This window comes from Citrobacter sp. Cpo037 (assembly GCF_030332945.1).
Taxonomy (GTDB): Bacteria; Pseudomonadota; Gammaproteobacteria; order Enterobacterales; family Enterobacteriaceae; genus Citrobacter; species Citrobacter portucalensis.
This window is the reverse complement of sequence record NZ_JAOWGW010000069.1, coordinates 246,345-268,001: the sequence shown is the minus strand read 5'-3', so window position 1 is coordinate 268,001 and position 21,657 is coordinate 246,345. Positions and strand designations below refer to the sequence as shown.

Here is a 21,657-nt window from a genome sequence, read left to right as displayed (position 1 = left end):
CACGGAATGGTCTGTGTTGTCGGGAGGATGCGTGATCTGATCCTTCAACTCAGCAAAAGTTCGATTTATTCAACAAAGCCAAGGTGTGTTGGTAAATAAAACAAATAACGAACGGGGTATCATTCGCAGAGGTTTTTATTGTTTTTAGTTGAAGAGCTAACCGGTGAGCAATTTATCACCTTGGATTATTCATGTCATCAATCGTTAAGTAAAACTCATATAATTGATAGTGCTTCATGGCTGACAAATGAGAAATTTTATCATATGATATTGGTTATCATTATCAATGTCATAGGTGAAATCATGTTGCAACGTACGCTGGGCAGTGGATGGGGTGTTCTGCTGCCGGGAATGCTGATTGCCGGGATGGCATATAGCGACCTGTCGGTCTACGTATGGAAGGTGATGATTGTATTAGGATTACTGCTGACTTCGCTCATGCTGTACCACAAACGTTTACGGCACTTTGTTTTGTTACCTTCATGCGCGGCACTGATTGGTGGCATTGTTTTGGTAATGATGAACTGGAATCAGGGATGAACAAAACAGAGAAGGAAATCGAGAGGGAAATAAGATAATTGGTGCGAGGGGGGGGACTCGAACCCCCACATCCTAAGGACACTAACACCTGAAGCTAGCGCGTCTACCAATTCCGCCACCTTCGCACAGTCATCTTATTTTTTTGATATCGCCTCGTTGGTGCGAGGGGGGGGACTCGAACCCCCACATCCTAAGGACACTAACACCTGAAGCTAGCGCGTCTACCAATTCCGCCACCTTCGCCCAGTGCGAGCAATATCAACGTGGATTATGGTGCGAGGGGGGGGACTTGAACCCCCACGTCCGAAAGGACACTAACACCTGAAGCTAGCGCGTCTACCAATTCCGCCACCTTCGCATACCATCGACACTCAAAAAGTATCGTTACCACGGGGGCGGATTTTAGAGATTTTATGCAGGGCGTCAACTGTTAATTATCGAACTTAACGTGATTGCCGAAAAAAAAGGCGTTTCTTCGGCTTTGGTGTTTTATGCAGGCCGGATAAGCGATAGCGCCATCCGGCGTTGCTCGGTGTCACGCCGGATGGCGGCGTAAACGCCTTATCTGGCCTGGAGCAGTTAGGCTTTTTTCGCCTGACGCGTCATGATGGTGCGATAGACCTTGAAGCGCCCGGTCTGCGCGATAACTTCGTGGAAGCCAAACACTTCATCCAGTACCTTCGGATAAGGCAGGAAGGCGTTCGCCACAATACGCAGTTCACCACCGCTGTTCAGATGACGCACGGCTCCGCGAATCAGCGTTTGTGCTGCATCAAGGCTGGTCTGCATACCGTCGTGGAACGGCGGGTTGGAGATGATCATATCAAATCGACCCGTCACGTCAGAAAAGACGTTACTGGCGATGACGTCACCTTCAATGCCGTTGGCTGCAAGCGTTGCGCGGCTGGCTTCAACGGCGGCGGCGCTAACATCGCACAGGGTTAAGCGCACTTTCGGCGAGTGGCTGGCTAAGGCGACGGAGAGAACGCCTGCGCCACAGCCGACATCCAGCACTTTGCCTTTGGTGTGCGGCGTCAGCGTGGAGAGCAGCAGTTGGCTGCCAACATCCAGGCCGTCACGGCTGAAGACGCCCGGCAGCGTTTTGATGGTCAGATTTTCTGTCTGGTATTCATCCCAGTATTTTTCTGCATCAAAGACCGGCTGTTTTTCCAGACGACCGTGGTACAGGCCACAGCGACGTGCGCTGTCGACTTTGTTTAACGGTGCGTATTCGGCCAGCATCTGCTCTGCGCTACGTACACCGCTGCGATTCTCACCGACAACAAAAATATCGGTGCCCACCGGTAACAGCGACAGAATGTTCATCAACTGGAACTGGGCTTCCGGCTTATTCTTCGGCCAGTAGTAGATCAGCGTATCGCTATCGGCAACGTCATCGGCCTGCGCGACGAGGCTGAAGCGGACGTTGTCGCCCATCTGGCGGTTAAGCACCTGCCAGTGGTGAAGTTGCTGGGTGTGCGCACGGCTGGCGGCGCTTTCAAAATGGGCAGGCAGGTCATCCTGCAAATCACCGGCAAACAGAATACGGCTTTGTTCGAAATCATCACTGTGGCGCAGCAAGACTTCACTTGCCGGGGTAAAAGCAGACATGGAATGCTCCTTAAATTGTACAGCGGGGGATTATAGTTGTTTGATGGCACGGATTCGACAAATTTGCTATATTTGCGCCCCTGATAGACAGGAGTGTTTCGCTATGACATCCCGACGAGACTGGCAGTTACAGCAACTGGGCATTACGCAGTGGTCGTTGCGTCGTCCTGGCGCACTGCAGGGCGAGATCGCGATTTCCATTCCTGCGCATGTCCGTTTGGTGATGGTTGCTGCACAGTTACCCGCGCTAACCGAACCGTTGATCAGCGATATTTTACGCGCATTAACCGTTAGCCCGGATCAGGTTTTACAACTGACGCCTGACCGTGTCGCCATGCTGCCGCAAGGCAGTCGCTGTAATAGCTGGCGGCTGGGAACCGAAGAGCCGCTGCTGCTGGAGGGCGCTCAGGTCGAGAGTCCTGCGTTTAATGAATTACGGGAAAACCCAGCGGCACGCGCCGCGTTATGGCAACAAATCTGCGCATATGAACACGATTTCTTCCCTCGAGCCGACTGATTTACCCGCAGCATTTCAGATTGAAAAACGCGCCCACGCTTTTCCGTGGAGTGAAAAAACATTTGCCAGCAACCAGGGCGATCGCTACCTCAATTTTCAGTTGAGGGTTGACGACGTGATGGCCGCCTTTGCAATTACGCAGGTCGTACTGGATGAAGCGACGTTGTTCAATATCGCCGTCGATCCTGACTTTCAGCGCCGGGGCCTGGGGCGTGAGCTGCTGGAGCATCTGATCGATGAGCTGGAAAAGCGTGGCATTTTGACCCTGTGGCTTGAAGTGCGCGCCTCGAATGCGGCCGCTATCGCGCTGTACGAAAGCTTAGGCTTTAACGAGGCGACGATCCGTCGCAACTACTATCCAACGGCCGATGGTCATGAAGACGCCATCATCATGGCGTTGCCAATCAGCATGTAAGATAAGGTGTAATGATGAAGAAGTGGGACTGGATTTTCTTTGATGCCGACGAAACGCTGTTTACGTTTGACTCGTTTACCGGCTTACAGCGGATGTTTCTCGACTATAGCATTACCTTTACCGCTGAAGATTTTCAGGACTACCAGGCCGTGAATAAACCGCTGTGGGTGGATTACCAAAACGGCGCGATTACCTCATTACAACTGCAGCATGCCCGTTTTCAGAGCTGGGCCGAACGCCTGAAGGTTGAACCGGGCCAGCTTAATGACGCATTCATCAATGCGATGGCGGAGATCTGCTCACCGTTGCCGGGGGCGGTTTCTCTGCTCAATGCGATTCGTGATAAAACGAAAATCGGCATCATTACTAACGGCTTTACCGCGTTGCAGCAAATCCGCCTTGAGCGGACGGGGCTGCGCGACTATTTCGACCTGCTGGTGATTTCTGAGCAGGTTGGGGTGGCAAAACCCGACCCCCGTATTTTTGACCATGCGCTGGAGCAGGCGGGTAATCCTGACCGTTCTCGCGTGCTGATGGTGGGTGACACCGCAGAGTCCGATATTCTTGGCGGCATTAACGCCGGGCTATCCACCTGCTGGCTAAATACGCACCACCGCGAGCAGCCAGCGGGCATTCAGTCGACCTGGACCGTAGCGTCATTAAGCGAACTGGAGCAGCTCCTGTGTAAACACTGATTGCCTCCCCCCCGTTGATGGGTAAAATAGCCGCAATTTTTCGTATTCAACTTGCCCGGCCCGTTGCCGTGCTTACCTAAGAAGATTTGACTATGACGTTGTCTCCTTATTTGCAAGAGGTGGCCAAACGCCGCACTTTTGCCATTATTTCTCACCCGGATGCCGGTAAAACGACAATTACTGAAAAGGTACTGTTATTCGGACAGGCCATTCAGACCGCCGGTACGGTAAAAGGCCGTGGCTCCAGCCAGCATGCAAAATCTGACTGGATGGAAATGGAAAAGCAGCGTGGTATCTCCATTACCACCTCTGTGATGCAGTTTCCGTATCATGACTGCCTGGTGAACCTGCTGGACACCCCGGGGCACGAAGACTTCTCCGAAGATACCTATCGTACTCTGACGGCGGTGGACTGCTGCCTGATGGTTATCGATGCCGCAAAAGGCGTCGAGGATCGTACCCGTAAGCTGATGGAAGTTACCCGTCTGCGCGATACGCCGATCCTGACCTTTATGAACAAACTCGACCGTGACATCCGCGATCCGATGGAGCTGCTGGATGAAGTCGAGAACGAACTGAAAATCGGCTGTGCGCCAATCACCTGGCCGATTGGCTGTGGTAAGTTGTTCAAAGGTGTCTATCACCTTTATAAAGATGAAACTTACCTGTATCAGACCGGTAAAGGCCACACCATTCAGGAAGTGCGTGTTGTTAAAGGTCTGAACAACCCGGAACTTGATGCTGCCGTGGGTGAAGACCTGGCGCAGCAGCTGCGTGACGAGCTGGAGCTGGTGCAGGGCGCGTCCAACGAGTTCGACCATGAGCTGTTCCTCGCGGGCGAAATCACCCCGGTCTTCTTCGGTACCGCGCTGGGTAACTTCGGCGTTGACCATATGCTGGACGGCCTGGTGGAGTGGGCGCCTGCGCCGATGCCGCGTAAAACCGACACCCGCGTCGTCGAAGCCTCAGAAGAGAAGTTCACCGGTTTCGTGTTTAAAATTCAGGCCAACATGGACCCGAAACACCGTGACCGCGTGGCGTTCATGCGTGTGGTATCCGGCAAGTATGAGAAAGGCATGAAAATGCGCCAGGTGCGCATTGGTAAAGACGTGGTGATCTCCGACGCACTCACCTTTATGGCCGGTGACCGTTCTCATGTGGAAGAAGCGTATCCGGGCGATATTCTCGGTCTGCATAACCACGGCACTATCCAGATCGGCGATACCTTTACCCAGGGCGAAATGATGAAGTTCACCGGTATTCCGAACTTCGCACCGGAGCTGTTCCGTCGTATTCGCCTGAAGGATCCATTGAAGCAGAAACAGCTGCTGAAAGGGCTGGTTCAGCTGTCAGAAGAGGGCGCAGTACAGGTATTCCGTCCGATCGCCAATAACGATCTCATCGTGGGCGCGGTGGGTGTGCTGCAGTTTGACGTGGTGGTTTCACGTCTGAAGAGCGAGTACAACGTTGAAGCGATTTATGAATCTGTCAACGTAGCGACTGCGCGCTGGGTAGAATGTTCTGACGTGAAGAAATTCGAAGAATTTAAGCGTAAGAACGAAATTCAGCTAGCTCTTGATGGCGGCGATAACCTCACCTATATCGCACCAACCATGGTTAACCTGAATCTCACCCAGGAACGTTACCCGGACGTTCAGTTCCGTAAAACACGCGAACACTAATCGACCTTCCAGGGCACGGTATCCGCCGTGTCCTGCAACTTTTCCTGTCTTTTAAATCCCTTGCGGAATGTTCTTAAAACCTCGCGTTTTTCTTTTGTTTGCCTGTTTTTTAATCAATTCTGACTGCGATCACGAAATCGTGAACTATATTTAACAATGTGATGACATAAATATTGGCGTTTAATGCTTTTTAGGCTGCCTGTTGTAGCGTCTATTGCTGATATTTATTCCACTTACAAGATTAGTTGCTGGTTCAGGCCGTGTAACGGCAGAGCATAGCTTTTAGCAAAACATACAGGAATACATCGATGACAATGACAGGACTTAAGATTTCTAAAACGCTGCTGGCCGTGATGCTGACCTCCGCTGTTGCAACGGGTTCTGCTTATGCAGAAAACGCTACGATGGATAAAGCGCAATCCGGCGTCGAAAGTGCGGGGCAGAAAGTCGATAGCTCTATGAACAAAGTCGGTAATTTCATGGATGACAGCACCATCACCGCGAAAGTAAAAGCCGCGCTGGTGGACCACGAAAGCATTAAGAGCACCGATATTTCCGTCAAAACAGATCAAAAGGTGGTGACACTAAGCGGGTTTGTTGAAAGCCAGGCACAGGCCGAAGAAGCGGTGAAAGTGGCGAAAGGCGTTGAGGGCGTGACCTCCGTTAGCGACAAACTGCATGTGCGTGATAGTAAAGAAACCTCCGTTAAAGGCTATGCGGGCGATACGGCAATCACCAGTGAGGTAAAAGCCAAGCTGCTGGCCGATGATATTGTCCCTTCCCGCAAGGTGAAAGTTGAGACCACCGATGGCGTTGTGCAACTTTCAGGCACCGTCGATTCACAGGCTCAAAGCGATCGTGCTGAGAGCATCGCCAAAGCGATTGATGGCGTGAAAAGCGTCAAAAACGATCTCAAAACTCAGTAATTAGACTTAATTCGTCCTCCTGACGTTTGTCGGGAGGCGTGTTGTGCACCACACTGAAAATATCGCCGATGGGCAGCCTGAGCGCTCATATCAAGCGGTGAAATTAACTATGGTAAAGGAGAAGCATATGTTTCGATGGGGCATCATATTTCTGGTTATCGCGTTAATTGCCGCCGCACTCGGTTTTGGTGGACTGGCGGGTACTGCAGCCGGCGCAGCGAAAATTGTGTTTGTGGTGGGGATCATTTTGTTCCTGGTCAGCCTGTTTACCGGGCGTAAACGACCCTAGTACGTAAACCGTAAAGAAAAATTGCTACTAAGCCAGTCCATTGGACTGGCTTTTACGGTTTTAGCGTCAGGCAATTTGCGTTACTTTGTTGCTCTATTACAAAAACAACAGGAAGGCAGAGGTGGGGCAGAGAATACCCGTCACGCTCGGTAATATTGCGCCGTTATCGTTACGTCCATTTCAACCAGGCAGTGTGGCGCTGGTGTGCGAGGGCGGGGGACAAAGAGGCATCTTCACCGCCGGCGTACTGGATGAGTTCATGCGCGCGCAGTTCAATCCCTTTGATCTCTACTATGGGACGTCGGCTGGCGCGCAAAACCTTTCAGCCTATCTCTGTAACCAGCCCGGTTACGGCCGCAAAGTTATTATGCGTTACACCACCCGACGCGAATTTTTTGACCCGGTGCGTTTTGTGCGTGGGGGAAATCTGATCGATCTCGACTGGCTGGTGGATTCGACTGCAACGCATATGCCGCTGGCGATGGACAACGCCGAGCGCCTGTTTGCCGCAGGGAAAGCATTTTATATGTGCGCCTGTCGGGGCGATGATTACACGCCCGGCTATTTTTCGCCGAACCGGCAAAACTGGCTCGACCTCATTCGAGCCTCCAGCGCGATTCCCGGGTTCTACCGCACAGGGGTTGTATTGGACGGCGTGAACTATCTGGATGGAGGAGTTAGTGATGCCATACCTGTGCAGGAGGCAGCGAAGCAGGGGGCAAAAACGTTGGTAGTGATTCGCACTGTGCCTTCGCAAATGTACTACACCCCGCAGTGGTTCAAACGTATGGAGCGCTGGTTGGGTGAAAGTAGCCTGCAACCGTTTCTGAATCTGGTGCAGCATCATGAGACCAGCTATCGTGCTATCCAGAGTTTTATTGAGAAGCCGCCGGGCAAGCTGCGTATTTTTGAGATCTATCCGCCAAAACCACTCCATAGCATGGCGTTGGGCAGCCGTATTCCGGCACTGCGGGAAGATTACAAAACCGGACGCCTGTGCGGTCGTTACTTTCTGGCGACAGTCGGCAAACTGTTGGCGAAAAATGCGCCGCTGCCTCGTCAGACGCCGAAGATTGTGGTGCCGGGGCCGGTGGTAGTTCCTCCTGCGCCGGTGGCCAACGATGCCCATGTGCCAGTGGTGACCAATGCGCCTCAGGCGAACGACACGACGTTTGATAATGAGGATTTGGCGTGAGTTATCGTTTTATCGATACGCATTGTCACTTTGATTTCCCGCCGTTTACCGGCGATGAATCTGCCAGCATTCAGCGCGCGGTGGAGGTTGGTGTACAGAGCATTATCGTTCCGGCCACACAGGCGGCGAATTTTCCCCGCGTACTGGCGTTAGCGGAAAATTATCCTTCATTGTTTGCCGCGCTTGGTCTGCATCCCATTGTTATTGAACAACATAGCGATGACTGCCTGGACCAGTTGCAACAGGAGCTGGATAAGCGCCCACGAAAACTGGTGGCGCTAGGCGAGATTGGATTGGATCTGTATCGGGACGATCCGCAATTCGATAAGCAAGAGTGGGTGCTGGAAGCGCAACTAAAGCTGGCGAAGCGGTACGAATTGCCGGTGATCCTGCATTCGCGGCGCACCCATGACAAGCTGGCGATGCACCTGAAACGTCATGCTTTGCCGCGAACTGGCGTTGTGCATGGTTTTTCCGGGAGCGTGCAGCAGGCAGAGCGCTTTGTGCAACTGGGATACAAAATTGGCGTGGGAGGCACCATTACCTATCCGCGCGCCAGTAAAACCCGCGAGGTAATGGCGCAATTACCGCTGGAATCGCTGTTGCTGGAAACCGACGCGCCGGATATGCCGCTCAATGGCTTTCAGGGGCAGCCTAACCGGCCGGAGCAGGTAGTCAGAGTCTTCGACGTCTTATGCGATCTGCGCCCGGAACCTGCGGACGTGATCGCTGACGCGCTGTATCGTAATACCACGGCGTTGTTTAATGTGTGATTGGATGGCGTATCCGGCCGACAAATGTGTGCGCTCCGTAGGCCTGATAAGCGAAGCGCATCAGGCATAACTTCGTCGGATGGCAGCTGTGTTTTTTCCGGCCTACAGATGATGTCGTCGCATCCGGCAATCACAGGTACAGCGCCGGGAAAATCAAATTATCCACCCCGCGTTCGCGCAATCTTTGCGCCAGCTGTTCCACATCCTCCGGCGTGGCGCTCGGCCAGTCCTTCGCTTCGCCATACACCCCGTGCGCATGGAAGGCATTCAGCCGCACAGGTACGTCACCGGTGCGTATGATAAACGCCGCCAGCGCATCAATATGCTGTAGATAATCCACCTGACCAGGAATAACCAGCAGGCGCAGTTCCGCCAGTTTTCTCTGCCCGGACAAAAAGGTAATACTTTTTTTAATCAGCGTGTTATCGCGGCCGGTAAGCTGCCGATGACACGTGCTGTCCCAGGCTTTTAAATCCAGCATTACGCCGTCGCACACCGGCAGCAGCTTCTGCCAGCCGGTTTCGCTCAGCATGCCGTTGCTGTCGACCATGCAGGTCAGGTGTTGCAACTGCGGATCGGTTTTTATCGCGGTAAATAGCGCCACAATAAAGGGGAGTTGAGTAGTCGCTTCACCGCCACTAACGGTTATCCCTTCGATAAACAGTGACGCTTTACGAATATGTTGCAGCACTTCATCAACGCTCATACTCTGCGCCATCGGCGTGGCCTGCTGGGGGCACATATGCAGGCAGGTGTCACACTGCTGACACATATCGGACTGCCACCACACTTTCCCCGCGCTCAGGTTCAGCGCCTCATGCGGGCAATGCAGCACACACTCCCCGCAGTCGTTGCAGCGTCCCATCGTCCACGGATTGTGGCAATTTTTACAGCGCAGATTACATCCTTGCAGAAACAGAGCCAGGCGACTGCCCGGCCCGTCGACGCAGGAGAAAGGAATCAGCCTACTTACTAAAGCGCATCTGCTGTTCATGGCTAATCACGCGAGGTTGTCGTTCCAGAATGCGCGTATTGCGCGCGGCTTCTTCGCCAAGCCAGGTGGTGTTGGTTCGTGACCCTTCGGCGCGATACTTTTCCAGATCCGACAGGCGCACCATGTAACCCGTAACGCGAACCAGATCGTTGCCGCTCACGTTGGCGGTAAACTCGCGCATTCCAGCTTTAAACGCCCCGAGGCACAACTGCACCAGCGCCTGAGGATTACGCTTGATAGTTTCATCCAGCGTGAGAATGTCGCTGATCCCGGCGTGATAAAACGCGTGATGTGGTGCGACGGTTTGCAGGTGGGTGATCGGGTCCGGCTCATCGCCGTAAGGCAGGCGTGCACCTGGCGTGGTGCCGATGTCAGAACTGATCCCCGACTGTGCATGCAGCATCGCGCGCTGCTTCCAGCCATATTTCACCGGGGTGTTTTCGACAAACTCCGCCAGGTAGGCGCTAATACGATAGCCGAGTTGATTGGCGAACTTATCTTTCCCATAGCGCGCATTCTGTCCCGACTTATCGCACAGCAGGTTCACCGCCTCCGCCAGGCCGTACATCCCGAACATAGGCACAAAACGTTCGGGATCAATCAACCCTTCCTGCACGAGGAAGCTATTCTCAAAGAAATGTGATTTCTCATAGAGGAATTCACATCGTGAATCAATGATGGCGATTTGCTGCTGGCAGTAGTGCGGTAGGGTGCGCGTAAAGAAGTCATCGACAGAGGTGCTGCGCTCTGCGATGGCTTTCAGATTAAGCCTGACCAACGTGCTTCCACCCCCGGCGAGCGGCAAAGAGTTGTAGCAGCTGACGACACCGTACTGACCTTTTGTGAAAATTTTATCATTCTCAGGGCCATTGGAAATATGCGGCTTACTGCACTCGCAGATATTTTGCGCCACGTTGAGCAGCAGATCGTCAGGTGTGATTTGCGGGTCATAAATGAATGTCAGATTAGGTGAAACCTGCTTTAACTCTGCGTCTGCGCGTAAAATTGCACGGGTAACTGGTGTATCGGCGGGGCCGATATTGGCATGCATAAACGCGTCTGGCAGGGTTCTGTCGAGATAACGCCAGAAACGTTTTATTCGAATATCGATCTCGTCTTGTGTTAGAATTCTAACATACGGTTGCAGCAGGGCATCAAGCTGGCCGAGATAAACCGGCATCGACGTCACTGACGGAACATGGTGGTAAAGAATAGTGAGTAAGGATAACGCGTCATCAAGATCCCTGGCGCCTTCCAGCTCCAGCCACGATGAGCCATTGGCCAGAAAACGCGCGTAATCGGGTAAAACATAGCGTGGTTTGAACGGGGCATGACCTTCGTACATATCGCAGATTACCCCATCATCCAGCGCCTGACGTGCCTGTGCAGGCAGTTGCGGGTAAGGCAGCGCGTTTTCAGCTTCCAGTGCCAGAAAGTGGCGTTTCTGCTCAGGGCTGAGCACTGGGCTGGTCACGATTTGTTGGCAACGCTGTTGCAGCGCGAGTTCGCTTGAAGTGGGCATCGTTGATTCCTTTTTATCCCGAAGGTGTAACGCCATTGTAGAAAGCAACGCCGCCGCAACCTTTGATCCGGATGCGCCTGATGCCACCACATCCCTTTAGAAAAGGTGATTTATTTGAAGTAGATCTCATTAGAGTAATGCAAATCTGTATGTGGTTTTCATTAACTGTGATGTATATCGAAGTGTAATAGCGAGCGGATGTTAGAATACTAACAAACTCGCAAGGTGAAATTTTATACGGCGATGCCGTTGGAGAATGTTATGACCGATTTAACAGCAAGCAGCCTGCGTGCACTGAAACTGATGGACCTGACCACCCTGAATGACGACGACACCAATGAAAAAGTGATCGCGCTGTGTCATCAGGCGAAGACCCCGGTTGGCAACACTGCCGCAATCTGTATCTATCCGCGTTTCATCCCTATTGCGCGTAAGACCCTGAAAGAGCAGGGCACGCCGGACATCCGCATTGCAACCGTAACCAACTTCCCGCACGGCAACGACGACGTTGAGATTGCGCTGGCTGAAACCCGCGCGGCGATTGCTTACGGCGCAGATGAAGTTGACGTGGTGTTCCCGTACCGTGCGCTGATCGCCGGTAACGAACAGATTGGTTTCGATCTGGTTAAAGCCTGCAAAGACGCGTGTGCGGCAGCAAACGTGCTGCTGAAAGTCATCATCGAAACCGGTGAGCTGAAAGAAGAAGCACTGATTCGCAAAGCGTCTGAAATCTCCATCAAAGCCGGTGCTGATTTCATCAAAACTTCTACCGGTAAAGTGCCGGTCAATGCGACGCCGGAAAGCGCACGCATCATGATGGAAGTGATCCGCGACATGGGTGTTTCTAAAACTGTAGGTTTCAAACCGGCTGGTGGCGTACGCACTGCAGAAGATGCACAGCAGTTCCTGGCGATTGCCGATGAACTGTTTGGCGCTGACTGGGCTGATTCTCGTCACTACCGTTTTGGCGCATCCAGCCTGCTGGCGAGTCTGCTGAAAGCGCTGGGTCACGGCGACGGCAAGAGCGCAAGCAGCTACTAAGCCTTATATTGCCGGAGCTGTAGCGACGTAGGCCGGATAAGGCGTAGCCGCCATCCGGCATTAAGACGACTGCCGGGTGGCGCGTTGCTTACCCGGCCTACAACGGCCTTCTACTCTTTTCCCCTGGGGGTTACCGTGTTTCTCGCACAAGAAATTATTCGTAAAAAACGTGATGGTCATGCGCTGAGCGATGAAGAAATTCGTTTCTTTATCAATGGTATTCGCGACAACACCATCTCTGAAGGGCAAATCGCCGCCCTGGCGATGACCATTTTCTTCCACGATATGACAATGCCTGAGCGAGTTTCGCTGACCATGGCAATGCGTGATTCAGGAACCGTGCTGGACTGGAAAAGCCTGCAGCTGAACGGCCCGATTGTGGATAAACACTCTACCGGCGGTGTAGGTGACGTAACGTCACTGATGTTAGGCCCGATGGTCGCAGCGTGCGGCGGCTATATTCCGATGATCTCCGGGCGTGGCCTGGGGCATACCGGCGGTACACTCGATAAACTGGAAGCGATTCCTGGATTTGACATCTTCCCGGACGACGCGCGCTTCCGTGAAATTATTAAAGACGTGGGTGTGGCGATTATTGGGCAAACCAGCTCGCTCGCACCGGCGGATAAACGTTTTTATGCCACCCGCGATATTACCGCGACGGTGGATTCCATCCCGCTTATTACCGGTTCCATTCTGGCGAAAAAACTGGCGGAAGGGCTGGATGCGCTAGTGATGGATGTGAAAGTGGGCAGCGGCGCCTTTATGCCGACCTACGAGCTTTCTGAAGCCCTTGCTGAGGCGATTGTCGGCGTGGCAAACGGTGCGGGTGTCCGTACCACCGCGCTGTTAACCGATATGAACCAGGTGCTGGCCTCCAGCGCAGGTAACGCGGTCGAAGTCCGCGAAGCGGTGCAGTTCCTGACCGGTGAATACCGTAATCCACGTCTGTTAGACGTCACCATGGCGCTGTGCGTGGAAATGCTGATCTCCGGCAATCTGGCGAAAGATGACGCCGAAGCCCGTGCGAAATTGCAGGCGGTGCTGGACAACGGTAAAGCGGCAGAGATTTTTGGTCGCATGGTTGCGGCGCAAAAAGGCCCGACCGATTTCGTCGAAAATTATGCGAAGTACCTGCCGACGGCAATGCTCAGCAAAGCGGTATATGCTGATACCGAAGGCTTTGTCAGCGCGATGGATACCCGTGCGTTGGGGATGGCGGTCGTTTCCATGGGCGGCGGTCGTCGTCAGGCTTCGGACACCATTGATTACAGCGTTGGCTTTAGCGATATGGCGCGTCTGGGCGACAGCGTAGACGGACAACGCCCGCTGGCGGTGATCCACGCGAAAGACGAAGCCAGCTGGCAGGAAGCGGCGAAAGCGGTCAAAGCGGCAATTAGCCTTGACGATAAAGCGCCAGAAATTACACCGACAGTCTATCGTCGTATTACCGAATAACTGTATACTGATCTGATCGCTTTTTTGCGGCGCAGATGTATGGAGAACAAGATGAAACGTGCATTTATTATGGTGCTGGACTCCTTTGGTATTGGTGCGACTGAAGATGCGGATCGCTTTGGCGACGTAGGTTCAGACACTATGGGACACATTGCAGAAGCCTGTGCGAAAGGTGAGGCTGACAATGGTCGCAAAGGTCCACTGAATCTGCCTAACCTGACCCGTCTGGGCCTGGTGAAAGCTCACGAAGGTTCTACCGGTAAAATTGCTGCTGGTATGGACGGTAACGCGGAAGTGATTGGTGCCTACGCATGGGCGCATGAACTTTCTTCCGGGAAAGACACGCCGTCTGGCCACTGGGAAATCGCGGGTGTCCCGGTTCTGTTTGATTGGGGTTATTTCTCCGATCATGAAAACAGCTTCCCGCAGGAACTGCTGGATAAACTGGTAAAACGTGCCAACCTGCCAGGCTACCTCGGCAACTGCCACTCTTCCGGTACCGTGATCCTGGATCAACTGGGTGAAGAGCATATGAAAACCGGCAAGCCGATTTTCTATACCTCCGCTGACTCCGTGTTCCAGATTGCCTGCCACGAAGAGACGTTTGGCCTGGATAAACTCTACGAGCTGTGCGAAATCGCACGTGAAGAGCTGACCGAAGGTGGTTACAACATCGGTCGTGTTATCGCACGTCCGTTTATCGGTGATAAAGCCGGTAACTTCCAGCGTACCGGTAACCGTCACGACCTGGCCGTTGAGCCGCCAGCACCGACCGTGCTGCAGAAACTGGTCGACGAAAAAGACGGTCACGTGGTTTCCGTCGGTAAAATTGCGGATATCTACGCTAACTGCGGCATCACCAAAAAAGTGAAAGCCACCGGTCTGGACGCGCTGTTCGACGCCACCATCAAAGAGATGAAAGAAGCAGGTGATAAGACCATCGTCTTCACCAACTTCGTTGATTTCGACTCTTCCTGGGGACATCGTCGCGATATCGCCGGTTATGCTGCGGGCCTGGAACTGTTCGACCGCCGTCTGCCTGAGCTGATGGAGCTGGTGGGTGAGGATGACATTCTGATCCTGACCGCTGACCACGGCTGCGACCCAAGCTGGACCGGCACTGACCACACCCGTGAACACATCCCGGTACTGGTCTACGGCCCGAAAGTGAAACCAGGTTCGTTAGGTCACCGTGAAACCTTCGCTGATATCGGTCAGACGCTGGCGAGCTACTTTGGTACGTCACCGATGGACTACGGTAAAAACATGCTGTAATACCCGTTATCTTTCGCGCTGTAGATGCGTTGACTTCATTCGCTCCCCCCGGTCACATAGTGAATCTATGCTCCCGGGGATTCACGAATTCGTCGCCTTCCTACAACGCGAAATCCTTAAGGTATTTCACTGTTTTGCATACGTTTTGTAGGCCTGATAGGGCGTAGCCGCCATCAGGCAATAACAACGAAATAAGGACAAAAAATGGCAACTCCACATATTAATGCAGAAATGGGTGATTTCGCTGACGTCGTATTGATGCCGGGCGACCCGCTGCGTGCAAAGCATATTGCTGAAACTTTCCTCGAAGATGTTCGTGAAGTGAACAACGTTCGCGGCATGTTAGGTTTTACCGGTACTTACAAAGGCCGTAAGATCTCCGTTATGGGTCACGGTATGGGTATCCCGTCCTGCTCCATCTACACCAAAGAGCTGATCACCGATTTCGGCGTGAAGAAAATCATTCGCGTAGGCTCCTGCGGCGCTGTGCGTATGGACGTTAAACTGCGTGACGTGGTTATCGGTATGGGCGCTTGCACCGACTCCAAAGTTAACCGTATCCGTTTTAAAGATCATGACTTCGCTGCTATCGCTGACTTCGACATGGTGCGTAACGCGGTTGATGCGGCAAAAGCACTGGGTGTAGACGCGCGCGTGGGCAACCTGTTCTCCGCTGACCTGTTCTACTCTCCGGACGGTGAAATGTTCGACGTGATGGAAAAATACGGCGTGCTGGGCGTGGAAATGGAAGCGGCGGGCATCTACGGTGTTGCTGCGGAATTTGGTGCAAAAGCGCTGACCATCTGCACCGTTTCCGACCATATCCGTACTCACGAGCAGACCACTGCCGCTGAACGTCAGACGACCTTTAACGACATGATCAAAATCGCGCTGGAATCCGTTCTGCTGGGCGATAAAGAGTAAGGGTTGTTTTGGCCCGGTGGCGTTGCGCTGGCCGGGCCTACGGGAATGCCGCTATTAATGCCTGATGGCGCTTCGCTTATCAGGCCTACAGGAGCGATCTTGTAGGCCGGATAAGGCGCAGCCGCCATCCGGCAATTCGCCACTAATCGCTTAACGCACGGCCTTCGCCACCCACGCCGCCAGTTCACGCAGCTCGCTTTCCTGATCCGGATATTCCGTAACCAGCGCTTCGCAAGTCTGCTGTAAAACATCAGCGCGATACTGGCAGCCCTGTAGCCGCTCCGCCAGCGCTTCTAACGGCGCGGGATTGAGACTGTCGGTAAACACCTGTGTGCGCGTGATATGACCTTTTTCGACGTCGAAATGCAGCTCAACACCGCCCCAGGTGAAACGCTCGTCCAGCAGATGCGAGAAAGCAGGCGCCTGACCAAAATTCCATTCCCAACTGCTCTGGCGGGCAAAGGTTTCGGCAAAATTTGGCAGGTCCGGCGTTTTATCCGGTGAGATCACTTCCGCTTCAACGCGTTCGCCATAATGAGCAAAAAAGGCTTCCGTGATGGCCTGACAGACCTGTTCATGGGTGATGCCCGGTAACAGCTCCGTCAAATTCGCCACCCGTGAGCGGACAGAGGTAATCCCCTTTGCTGCGAGTTTCTTTTTGTCGGGATTGAGATAGTTTGCCAGGCGGCTGAGATCGGCATTTAGAAGCAGCGTGCCGTGGTGGAATCCGCGATCTTTCGTTTCCCGGTAAGCAGAGCCTGAAACTTTGCGATCGCCGTCTGGCGTTTTCACAACCAGGTCGTTACGCCCGGAGGCGTCCGCCGTCACACCCAGAGAATTCAATGCGTTGAGGACAATCGCGGTGGAAATGGTTTTGTCGTACTCCGGTTTACCGGCCATAAAGGTAAAGCAGGTATTGCCTAAGTCATGGAACACCGCGCCGCCGCCGCTGCTACGGCGGGCGAGCCGCACGTTGTCTTCCTCCATACGGCGGGTATTACACTCTTTCCACGGGTTTTGCGCCCGGCCAATCACCACCGTATCGGCGTTACGCCACAAGAACAGGACGCGCTGCGTGGCGGGCATCTGGCGAAAAATGCACTCTTCGACCGCGAGATTAAACCACGGATCGTAAGAGTCTGAGATAAGCAGGCGTAGTGTAGTCATGGTTGATTTCCCTTCTGTTTTACAGTTTTTACTGCTTTTACTCTTTTTTCTCGTTGTCTTCTTCCTGCACCGGTTTGTTGGCGGTCAGCAGGAAAGGGGATTGCTGCCAGCGGGTACGCTTGCCTTGCAATAATGTACGGGTGAGCACGACGCCAATCGCCAGCGCCAGCAGCAGCATCAGGCGTAAGATATTGGTGGTGTTATCTACCTGCTTCGCCTCGGTGGCGAGGGTGTGGGTATCCAGCGTCAGGCGCAAATAGCCCAGCGGACCATTTTTCCCCTGAATGGGTTCGACAATCTGCTGGTTAAAATAACCCCCGGCTTTTTTGCCGTCGAGCGCCAGTCGGTCACGAACGTTGACGCTCTCGCCGGTACGCGTAATCAGGTCTCCCTGTTCATCGTACACGCCAGCGTCCAGAATACGGCTACTTTCCGTCAGCTGTGTGAGTACCGCTTTGATGCGTTTTTCATCCGGCGTTTCGGTACGCATTAGCGGAGCAACATTTAGCGCCACCTGGCGGGCCAGCGTACGGGCCAGCTCTTCGAGCTGCGGATTACGCTGCTGCTGGTGACTTTGACTAAACCAGGATGCGCCCTGCATCAGGGCGACGAGCAGCGCAAGACAGAACAATACAATCACTGCACGATGAAGTCGGAATTTCAGTTTTGCGCGAGCCATATTCCACCTGCTGAAAATTTGAGACTTAATGTTGCCAGAAGCGCTGGTTACAGGGTAGCCTCATGCGTTATTTTCCCCTGATGATTCCGACCCGAACGATTTTACAGGAGCTTTAATGCCTAACATAACCTGGTGCGATCTACCTGAAGATGTTTCTCTGTGGCCAGGTCTGCCTCTCTCTTTAAGTGGCGATGAAGTCATGCCGCTGGACTACCATGCGGGCCGCAGTGGCTGGCTGCTGTACGGTCGTGGTCTGGATAAACAACGTTTAACGCAATACCAGAGCAAACTGGGTGCAGCGATGGTGATTGTTGCTGCCTGGTGCGTCGAGGATTATCAGGTGATTCGCCTGGCGGGTTCGTTAACGCCGCGCGCGGCAAAACTGGCGCATGATGCCAAACTGGATGTTGCCCCGTTAGGCAAAATTCCGCATCTGCGCACGCCGGGTTTGCTGGTGATGGACATGGACTCAACGGCAATCCAGATCGAATGCATTGATGAAATTGCTAAACTGGCTGGAACCGGTGAGATGGTTGCGGAAGTCACGGAACGCGCGATGCGTGGCGAACTGGACTTTACCGCCAGCCTGCGTAGCCGCGTGGCGACGCTGAAGGGCGCTGATGCCAATATTCTGCACCAGGTGCGCGAAACGCTACCGCTGATGCCCGGCCTGACTCAACTGGTGTTAAAACTGGAAACGCTCGGCTGGAAAGTGGCTATTGCCTCTGGCGGCTTTACCTTCTTTGCCGATTACCTGCGTAATAAACTGCGTCTGACGGCGGCGGTAGCAAACGAGCTGGAGATCATGGACGGTAAATTTACCGGCAACGTGATCGGCGATATCGTCGATGCCCAGTACAAAGCCAATACCCTGACCCGCCTGGCGCAAGAATATGAGATCCCGATGGCGCAGACGGTGGCGATCGGCGACGGTGCCAACGACCTGCCGATGATCAAAACGGCTGGGCTGGGTATTGCGTATCATGCTAAACCGAAAGTGAATGAAAAGACGGAGATTACTATCCGCCACGCTGACCTGATGGGCGTGTTCTGCATTCTCTCCGGCAGCATGAACCAGAAATGATTAAATTGCCCGGTGGCAAGCTGTCCGTAGGCCGGATAAGCACCCACGCCATCCGGCAAAAGCGTTAACGAAAGAGGTAAAACGTGGCAAAAGCTCCTAAACGCGCCTTTGTTTGTAATGAATGCGGGGCCGATTACCCGCGCTGGCAGGGGCAATGCAGCGCCTGTCAGGCCTGGAATACCATTACCGAGGTGCGCCTTGCCGCATCGCCAACGGTGGCGCGTAACGAGCGGCTCAGTGGCTATGCCGGGAATGCGGGCGTGGCAAAAGTGCAGAAGCTGTCTGACATCAGCCTTGAAGAACTGCCGCGTTTTTCCACTGGATTTAAAGAGTTTGACCGCGTGCTGGGTGGCGGGGTGGTACCCGGCAGCGCTATCCTGATTGGCGGTAATCCCGGCGCGGGGAAATCAACGCTGCTGCTACAAACGCTGTGTAAACTCGCTGAGCAGATGAAAACCCTGTACGTTACTGGCGAAGAGTCGCTACAACAGGTGGCGATGCGCGCGCACCGGCTTGGCTTGCCGACGGCGAATCTGAACATGCTGTCGGAAACCAGTATTGAACAAATTTGCCTGATTGCCGAAGAAGAACAGCCGAAACTGATGGTGATCGACTCCATTCAGGTAATGCACATGGCGGATATTCAGTCTTCGCCGGGCAGCGTGGCGCAGGTGCGCGAAACGGCGGCTTACCTGACGCGCTTTGCCAAAACGCGCGGCGTGGCGATTGTCATGGTCGGCCACGTCACCAAAGATGGCTCGCTGGCCGGGCCGAAGGTGCTGGAGCACTGTATTGACTGTTCGGTACTGCTCGACGGTGACGCCGATTCCCGTTTCCGTACTCTGCGTAGCCATAAAAACCGCTTTGGTGCGGTGAATGAGCTGGGCGTCTTTGCCATGACCGAACAGGGCCTGCGTGAAGTCAGCAACCCTTCCGCTATCTTCTTAAGCCGTGGCGATGAGGTCACCTCCGGCAGTTCGGTGATGGTGGTCTGGGAAGGCACGCGCCCGCTGCTGGTAGAGATTCAGGCGCTGGTCGATCATTCGATGATGGCGAACCCGCGTCGCGTGGCGGTCGGTCTGGAACAGAACCGTCTGGCGATTCTGCTGGCGGTGCTGCATCGTCACGGTGGCTTGCAGATGGCGGATCAGGACGTGTTCGTTAACGTAGTCGGCGGCGTAAAAGTCACCGAAACCAGCGCCGACCTGGCGTTGCTGCTGGCAATGGTTTCCAGTCTGCGCGACAGGCCGCTGCCGCAGGATTTAGTGGTCTTTGGCGAAGTGGGGCTGGCGGGCGAAATCCGTCCGGTACCCAGCGGCCAGGAGCGTATTTCGGAAGCGGCGAAGCACGGCTTTCGCCGGGCGATTGTCCCTGCCGCTAACGTACCGAAAAAAGTACCGGAAGGGATGCAGGTCTTTGGCGTTAAGAAGCTTGCGGATGCGTTAAGCGTGTTTGACGACCTATAATCAAATACCCGTACGTACTGATTTTGTAGGCCTGATAAGCGAAGCGCCATCAGGCAGTGTTACGCGATTTTTCCAGCAGGAGGCTCTTGTGTCATTTGAATATCTGAAAACCGCCATAAAGCAAAAGGGCTGTACCCTGCAACAGGTGGCGGATGCCAGTGGCATGACCAAGGGATACCTAAGCCAACTGCTGAATGCCAAAATCAAAAGCCCCAGCGCGCAGAAGCTGGAGGCGTTGCACCGTTTTCTCGGGCTGGAGTTTCCGCGCCAGCAGAAAAATATCGGTGTGGTATTCGGCAAGTTTTATCCGCTGCACACCGGCCATATCTATCTTATCCAGCGCGCCTGTAGCCAGGTCGATGAACTGCATATCATCATGGGCTATGACGACACGCGCGATCGCAGCCTGTTTGAAGACAGTGCCATGTCGCAACAGCCTACGGTGCCCGATCGTTTACGCTGGCTGCTGCAAACCTTTAAGTATCAGAAAAATATCCGTATTCATGCCTTTAACGAAGAAGGCATGGAACCGTATCCGCACGGCTGGGACGTGTGGAGCAACGGGATCAAAACGTTTATGCAGGAGAAAGGGATCCAGCCAAACTGGATCTACACCTCTGAAGAATCAGATGCCCCGCAGTATCTGGAACATCTGGGGATTGAAACCGTGCTGGTGGATCCCAAGCGAACGTTTATGAGCATCAGCGGTGGGCAAATCCGTGAAAACCCGTTTCGCTACTGGGAGTATATTCCGACCGAAGTGAAGCCGTTTTTCGTGCGCACCGTGGCGATCCTCGGTGGGGAGTCGAGCGGCAAATCGACGCTGGTGAACAAGCTCGCCAACATCTTTAATACCACCAGTGCGTGGGAATATGGGCGTGATTACGTTTTCTCCCATTTGGGCGGTGATGAGATGGCGTTGCAGTATTCTGACTACGATAAAATCGCCCTGGGACAAGCGCAATACATTGATTTTGCTGTTAAGTACGCCAATAAAGTGGCGTTCATCGACACCGATTTCGTGACCACTCAGGCCTTCTGCAAAAAGTATGAAGGGCGCGAACATCCGTTTGTGCAGGCCCTGATTGACGAGTATCGCTTCGATCTGGTGATCCTGCTGGAGAATAATACCCCGTGGGTAGCGGATGGCTTGCGTAGTCTCGGTAGCTCGGTTGACAGAAAAGCGTTTCAGACGCTGCTGGTCGAGATGCTGCAGGAAAACAATATCAATTTTGTGCACGTTCAGGAGCCTGACTACGACGGCCGCTTCCTGCGCTGCGTGGAGCTGGTGAAAGAGTTGATGGGTGAGCAGAGGTAGGTTTTAGAGGTAGGTTTTAATGCCGGATGCGCTGCGCTTATCCGGCCTACAAGTCGCACTAACCTCGTAGGCCGGATAAGGCGTAA

General features: G+C 53.7%; 21 protein-coding genes and 3 tRNA genes. 16 read left to right on the top strand and 8 right to left on the bottom strand.

Features of this window, described 5'->3' with window-relative positions; all coding sequences use genetic code 11:
• Positions 1-303 precede the first annotated feature (303 nt).
• Complete coding sequence (locus OGX94_RS16945) at positions 304-540, top strand: DUF1435 domain-containing protein (protein WP_003019100.1); 237 nt, start codon at positions 304-306, stop codon at positions 538-540.
• Positions 541-579: 39 nt separating this feature from the next.
• Here OGX94_RS16945 and OGX94_RS16940 read toward each other — a convergent pair.
• The 4 genes from OGX94_RS16940 to rsmC form a co-directional block, all read right to left on the bottom strand.
• A tRNA-Leu gene (locus OGX94_RS16940) sits at positions 580-665 on the bottom strand.
• A 32-nt stretch (positions 666-697) separates the two neighbouring features.
• Positions 698-783, bottom strand: a tRNA-Leu gene (locus tag OGX94_RS16935).
• Positions 784-811: 28 nt separating this feature from the next.
• A tRNA-Leu gene (locus tag OGX94_RS16930) sits at positions 812-898 on the bottom strand.
• Between the two features lie 221 nt (positions 899-1,119).
• The gene (gene rsmC, locus OGX94_RS16925; RefSeq protein WP_003829990.1) at positions 1,120-2,151 is read right to left on the bottom strand and encodes a 16S rRNA (guanine(1207)-N(2))-methyltransferase RsmC; all 1,032 of its coding nucleotides are present in this window, start codon (positions 2,149-2,151) and stop codon (positions 1,120-1,122) included.
• Between the two features lie 103 nt (positions 2,152-2,254).
• Here rsmC and holD point away from each other — a divergent pair, with 103 nt between their 5' ends.
• The 8 genes from holD to OGX94_RS16885 all read left to right on the top strand — a co-directional run bounded on the left by holD (position 2,255) and on the right by OGX94_RS16885 (position 8,643).
• Positions 2,255-2,668: a DNA polymerase III subunit psi gene (gene holD, locus OGX94_RS16920; protein WP_003829988.1), complete on the top strand. Its 414-nt coding sequence runs from the start codon at positions 2,255-2,257 to the stop codon at positions 2,666-2,668.
• Positions 2,637-3,083, top strand: a complete 447-nt coding sequence (gene rimI / locus OGX94_RS16915) for a ribosomal protein S18-alanine N-acetyltransferase (protein WP_003829985.1) — start codon at positions 2,637-2,639, stop codon at positions 3,081-3,083. The genes holD and rimI overlap by 32 nt, the downstream gene beginning before the upstream one ends.
• A gap of 14 nt (positions 3,084-3,097) precedes the next feature.
• Positions 3,098-3,778 carry a pyrimidine 5'-nucleotidase gene (yjjG, locus tag OGX94_RS16910; RefSeq protein WP_257662317.1) on the top strand — a complete coding sequence of 227 codons (681 nt, stop codon included), beginning with the start codon at positions 3,098-3,100 and terminating at the stop codon, positions 3,776-3,778.
• Between the two features lie 92 nt (positions 3,779-3,870).
• On the top strand, positions 3,871-5,460 hold the full coding sequence (prfC, locus tag OGX94_RS16905) for a peptide chain release factor 3 (protein ID WP_003829982.1): 1,590 nt from the start codon (positions 3,871-3,873) through the stop codon (positions 5,458-5,460).
• A gap of 308 nt (positions 5,461-5,768) precedes the next feature.
• The gene (gene osmY / locus OGX94_RS16900; protein WP_003829980.1) at positions 5,769-6,386 is read left to right on the top strand and encodes a molecular chaperone OsmY; all 618 of its coding nucleotides are present in this window, start codon (positions 5,769-5,771) and stop codon (positions 6,384-6,386) included.
• A gap of 127 nt (positions 6,387-6,513) precedes the next feature.
• On the top strand, positions 6,514-6,675 hold the full coding sequence (locus tag OGX94_RS16895; protein WP_003019081.1) for a DUF1328 domain-containing protein: 162 nt from the start codon (positions 6,514-6,516) through the stop codon (positions 6,673-6,675).
• 121 nt (positions 6,676-6,796) lie between these two features.
• Positions 6,797-7,870, top strand: a complete 1,074-nt coding sequence (locus OGX94_RS16890) for a patatin-like phospholipase family protein (RefSeq protein ID WP_003829977.1) — start codon at positions 6,797-6,799, stop codon at positions 7,868-7,870.
• Positions 7,867-8,643, top strand: a complete 777-nt coding sequence (locus OGX94_RS16885) for a metal-dependent hydrolase (protein ID WP_257662276.1) — start codon at positions 7,867-7,869, stop codon at positions 8,641-8,643. The genes OGX94_RS16890 and OGX94_RS16885 overlap by 4 nt, the downstream gene beginning before the upstream one ends.
• Positions 8,644-8,773: 130 nt before the next feature.
• Here the strand turns inward: OGX94_RS16885 and OGX94_RS16880 are convergent, their stop codons facing one another.
• Together OGX94_RS16880 and OGX94_RS16875 are read right to left on the bottom strand one after the other, a co-directional pair.
• A complete protein-coding gene (locus OGX94_RS16880) occupies positions 8,774-9,637 on the bottom strand; it encodes a YjjW family glycine radical enzyme activase (protein WP_257662277.1) in 864 nt (287 codons plus the stop codon).
• Complete coding sequence (locus OGX94_RS16875) at positions 9,609-11,159, bottom strand: YjjI family glycine radical enzyme (protein WP_257662278.1); 1,551 nt, start codon at positions 11,157-11,159, stop codon at positions 9,609-9,611. The genes OGX94_RS16880 and OGX94_RS16875 overlap by 29 nt, the downstream gene beginning before the upstream one ends.
• 261 nt (positions 11,160-11,420) lie before the next feature.
• Here OGX94_RS16875 and deoC point away from each other — a divergent pair, with 261 nt between their 5' ends.
• From deoC to deoD, 4 genes are all read left to right on the top strand, one after another.
• Entirely contained in the window at positions 11,421-12,200 is a 780-nt protein-coding gene (deoC, locus tag OGX94_RS16870) for a deoxyribose-phosphate aldolase (protein ID WP_197718049.1), read from the top strand.
• Between the two features lie 135 nt (positions 12,201-12,335).
• The gene (deoA, locus tag OGX94_RS16865) at positions 12,336-13,658 is read left to right on the top strand and encodes a thymidine phosphorylase (protein ID WP_016151609.1); all 1,323 of its coding nucleotides are present in this window, start codon (positions 12,336-12,338) and stop codon (positions 13,656-13,658) included.
• Between the two features lie 51 nt (positions 13,659-13,709).
• On the top strand, positions 13,710-14,933 hold the full coding sequence (gene deoB / locus OGX94_RS16860; protein ID WP_003019037.1) for a phosphopentomutase: 1,224 nt from the start codon (positions 13,710-13,712) through the stop codon (positions 14,931-14,933).
• 204 nt (positions 14,934-15,137) lie between these two features.
• Complete coding sequence (gene deoD, locus OGX94_RS16855) at positions 15,138-15,857, top strand: purine-nucleoside phosphorylase (RefSeq protein WP_000224864.1); 720 nt, start codon at positions 15,138-15,140, stop codon at positions 15,855-15,857.
• 150 nt (positions 15,858-16,007) lie between these two features.
• On the opposite strand, the gene lplA is transcribed toward deoD, so the two are convergent.
• Entirely contained in the window at positions 16,008-17,024 is a 1,017-nt protein-coding gene (lplA, locus tag OGX94_RS16850) for a lipoate--protein ligase (RefSeq protein ID WP_003829951.1), read from the bottom strand.
• Between the two features lie 37 nt (positions 17,025-17,061).
• The gene (locus OGX94_RS16845) at positions 17,062-17,703 is read right to left on the bottom strand and encodes a YtjB family periplasmic protein (protein WP_003829948.1); all 642 of its coding nucleotides are present in this window, start codon (positions 17,701-17,703) and stop codon (positions 17,062-17,064) included.
• Between the two features lie 115 nt (positions 17,704-17,818).
• Between OGX94_RS16845 and serB the strand changes: the two genes are divergently transcribed.
• From serB to nadR, 3 genes are all read left to right on the top strand, one after another.
• The gene (gene serB, locus OGX94_RS16840) at positions 17,819-18,787 is read left to right on the top strand and encodes a phosphoserine phosphatase (RefSeq protein ID WP_003829946.1); all 969 of its coding nucleotides are present in this window, start codon (positions 17,819-17,821) and stop codon (positions 18,785-18,787) included.
• 83 nt (positions 18,788-18,870) lie between these two features.
• Positions 18,871-20,253 (top strand): DNA repair protein RadA, encoded by a 1,383-nt coding sequence (gene radA / locus OGX94_RS16835; protein WP_003829944.1) that lies wholly within the window; start codon positions 18,871-18,873, stop codon positions 20,251-20,253.
• Between the two features lie 88 nt (positions 20,254-20,341).
• Complete coding sequence (gene nadR, locus OGX94_RS16830) at positions 20,342-21,571, top strand: multifunctional transcriptional regulator/nicotinamide-nucleotide adenylyltransferase/ribosylnicotinamide kinase NadR (protein WP_003829942.1); 1,230 nt, start codon at positions 20,342-20,344, stop codon at positions 21,569-21,571.
• The last annotated feature ends 86 nt before the right edge of the window (positions 21,572-21,657 follow it).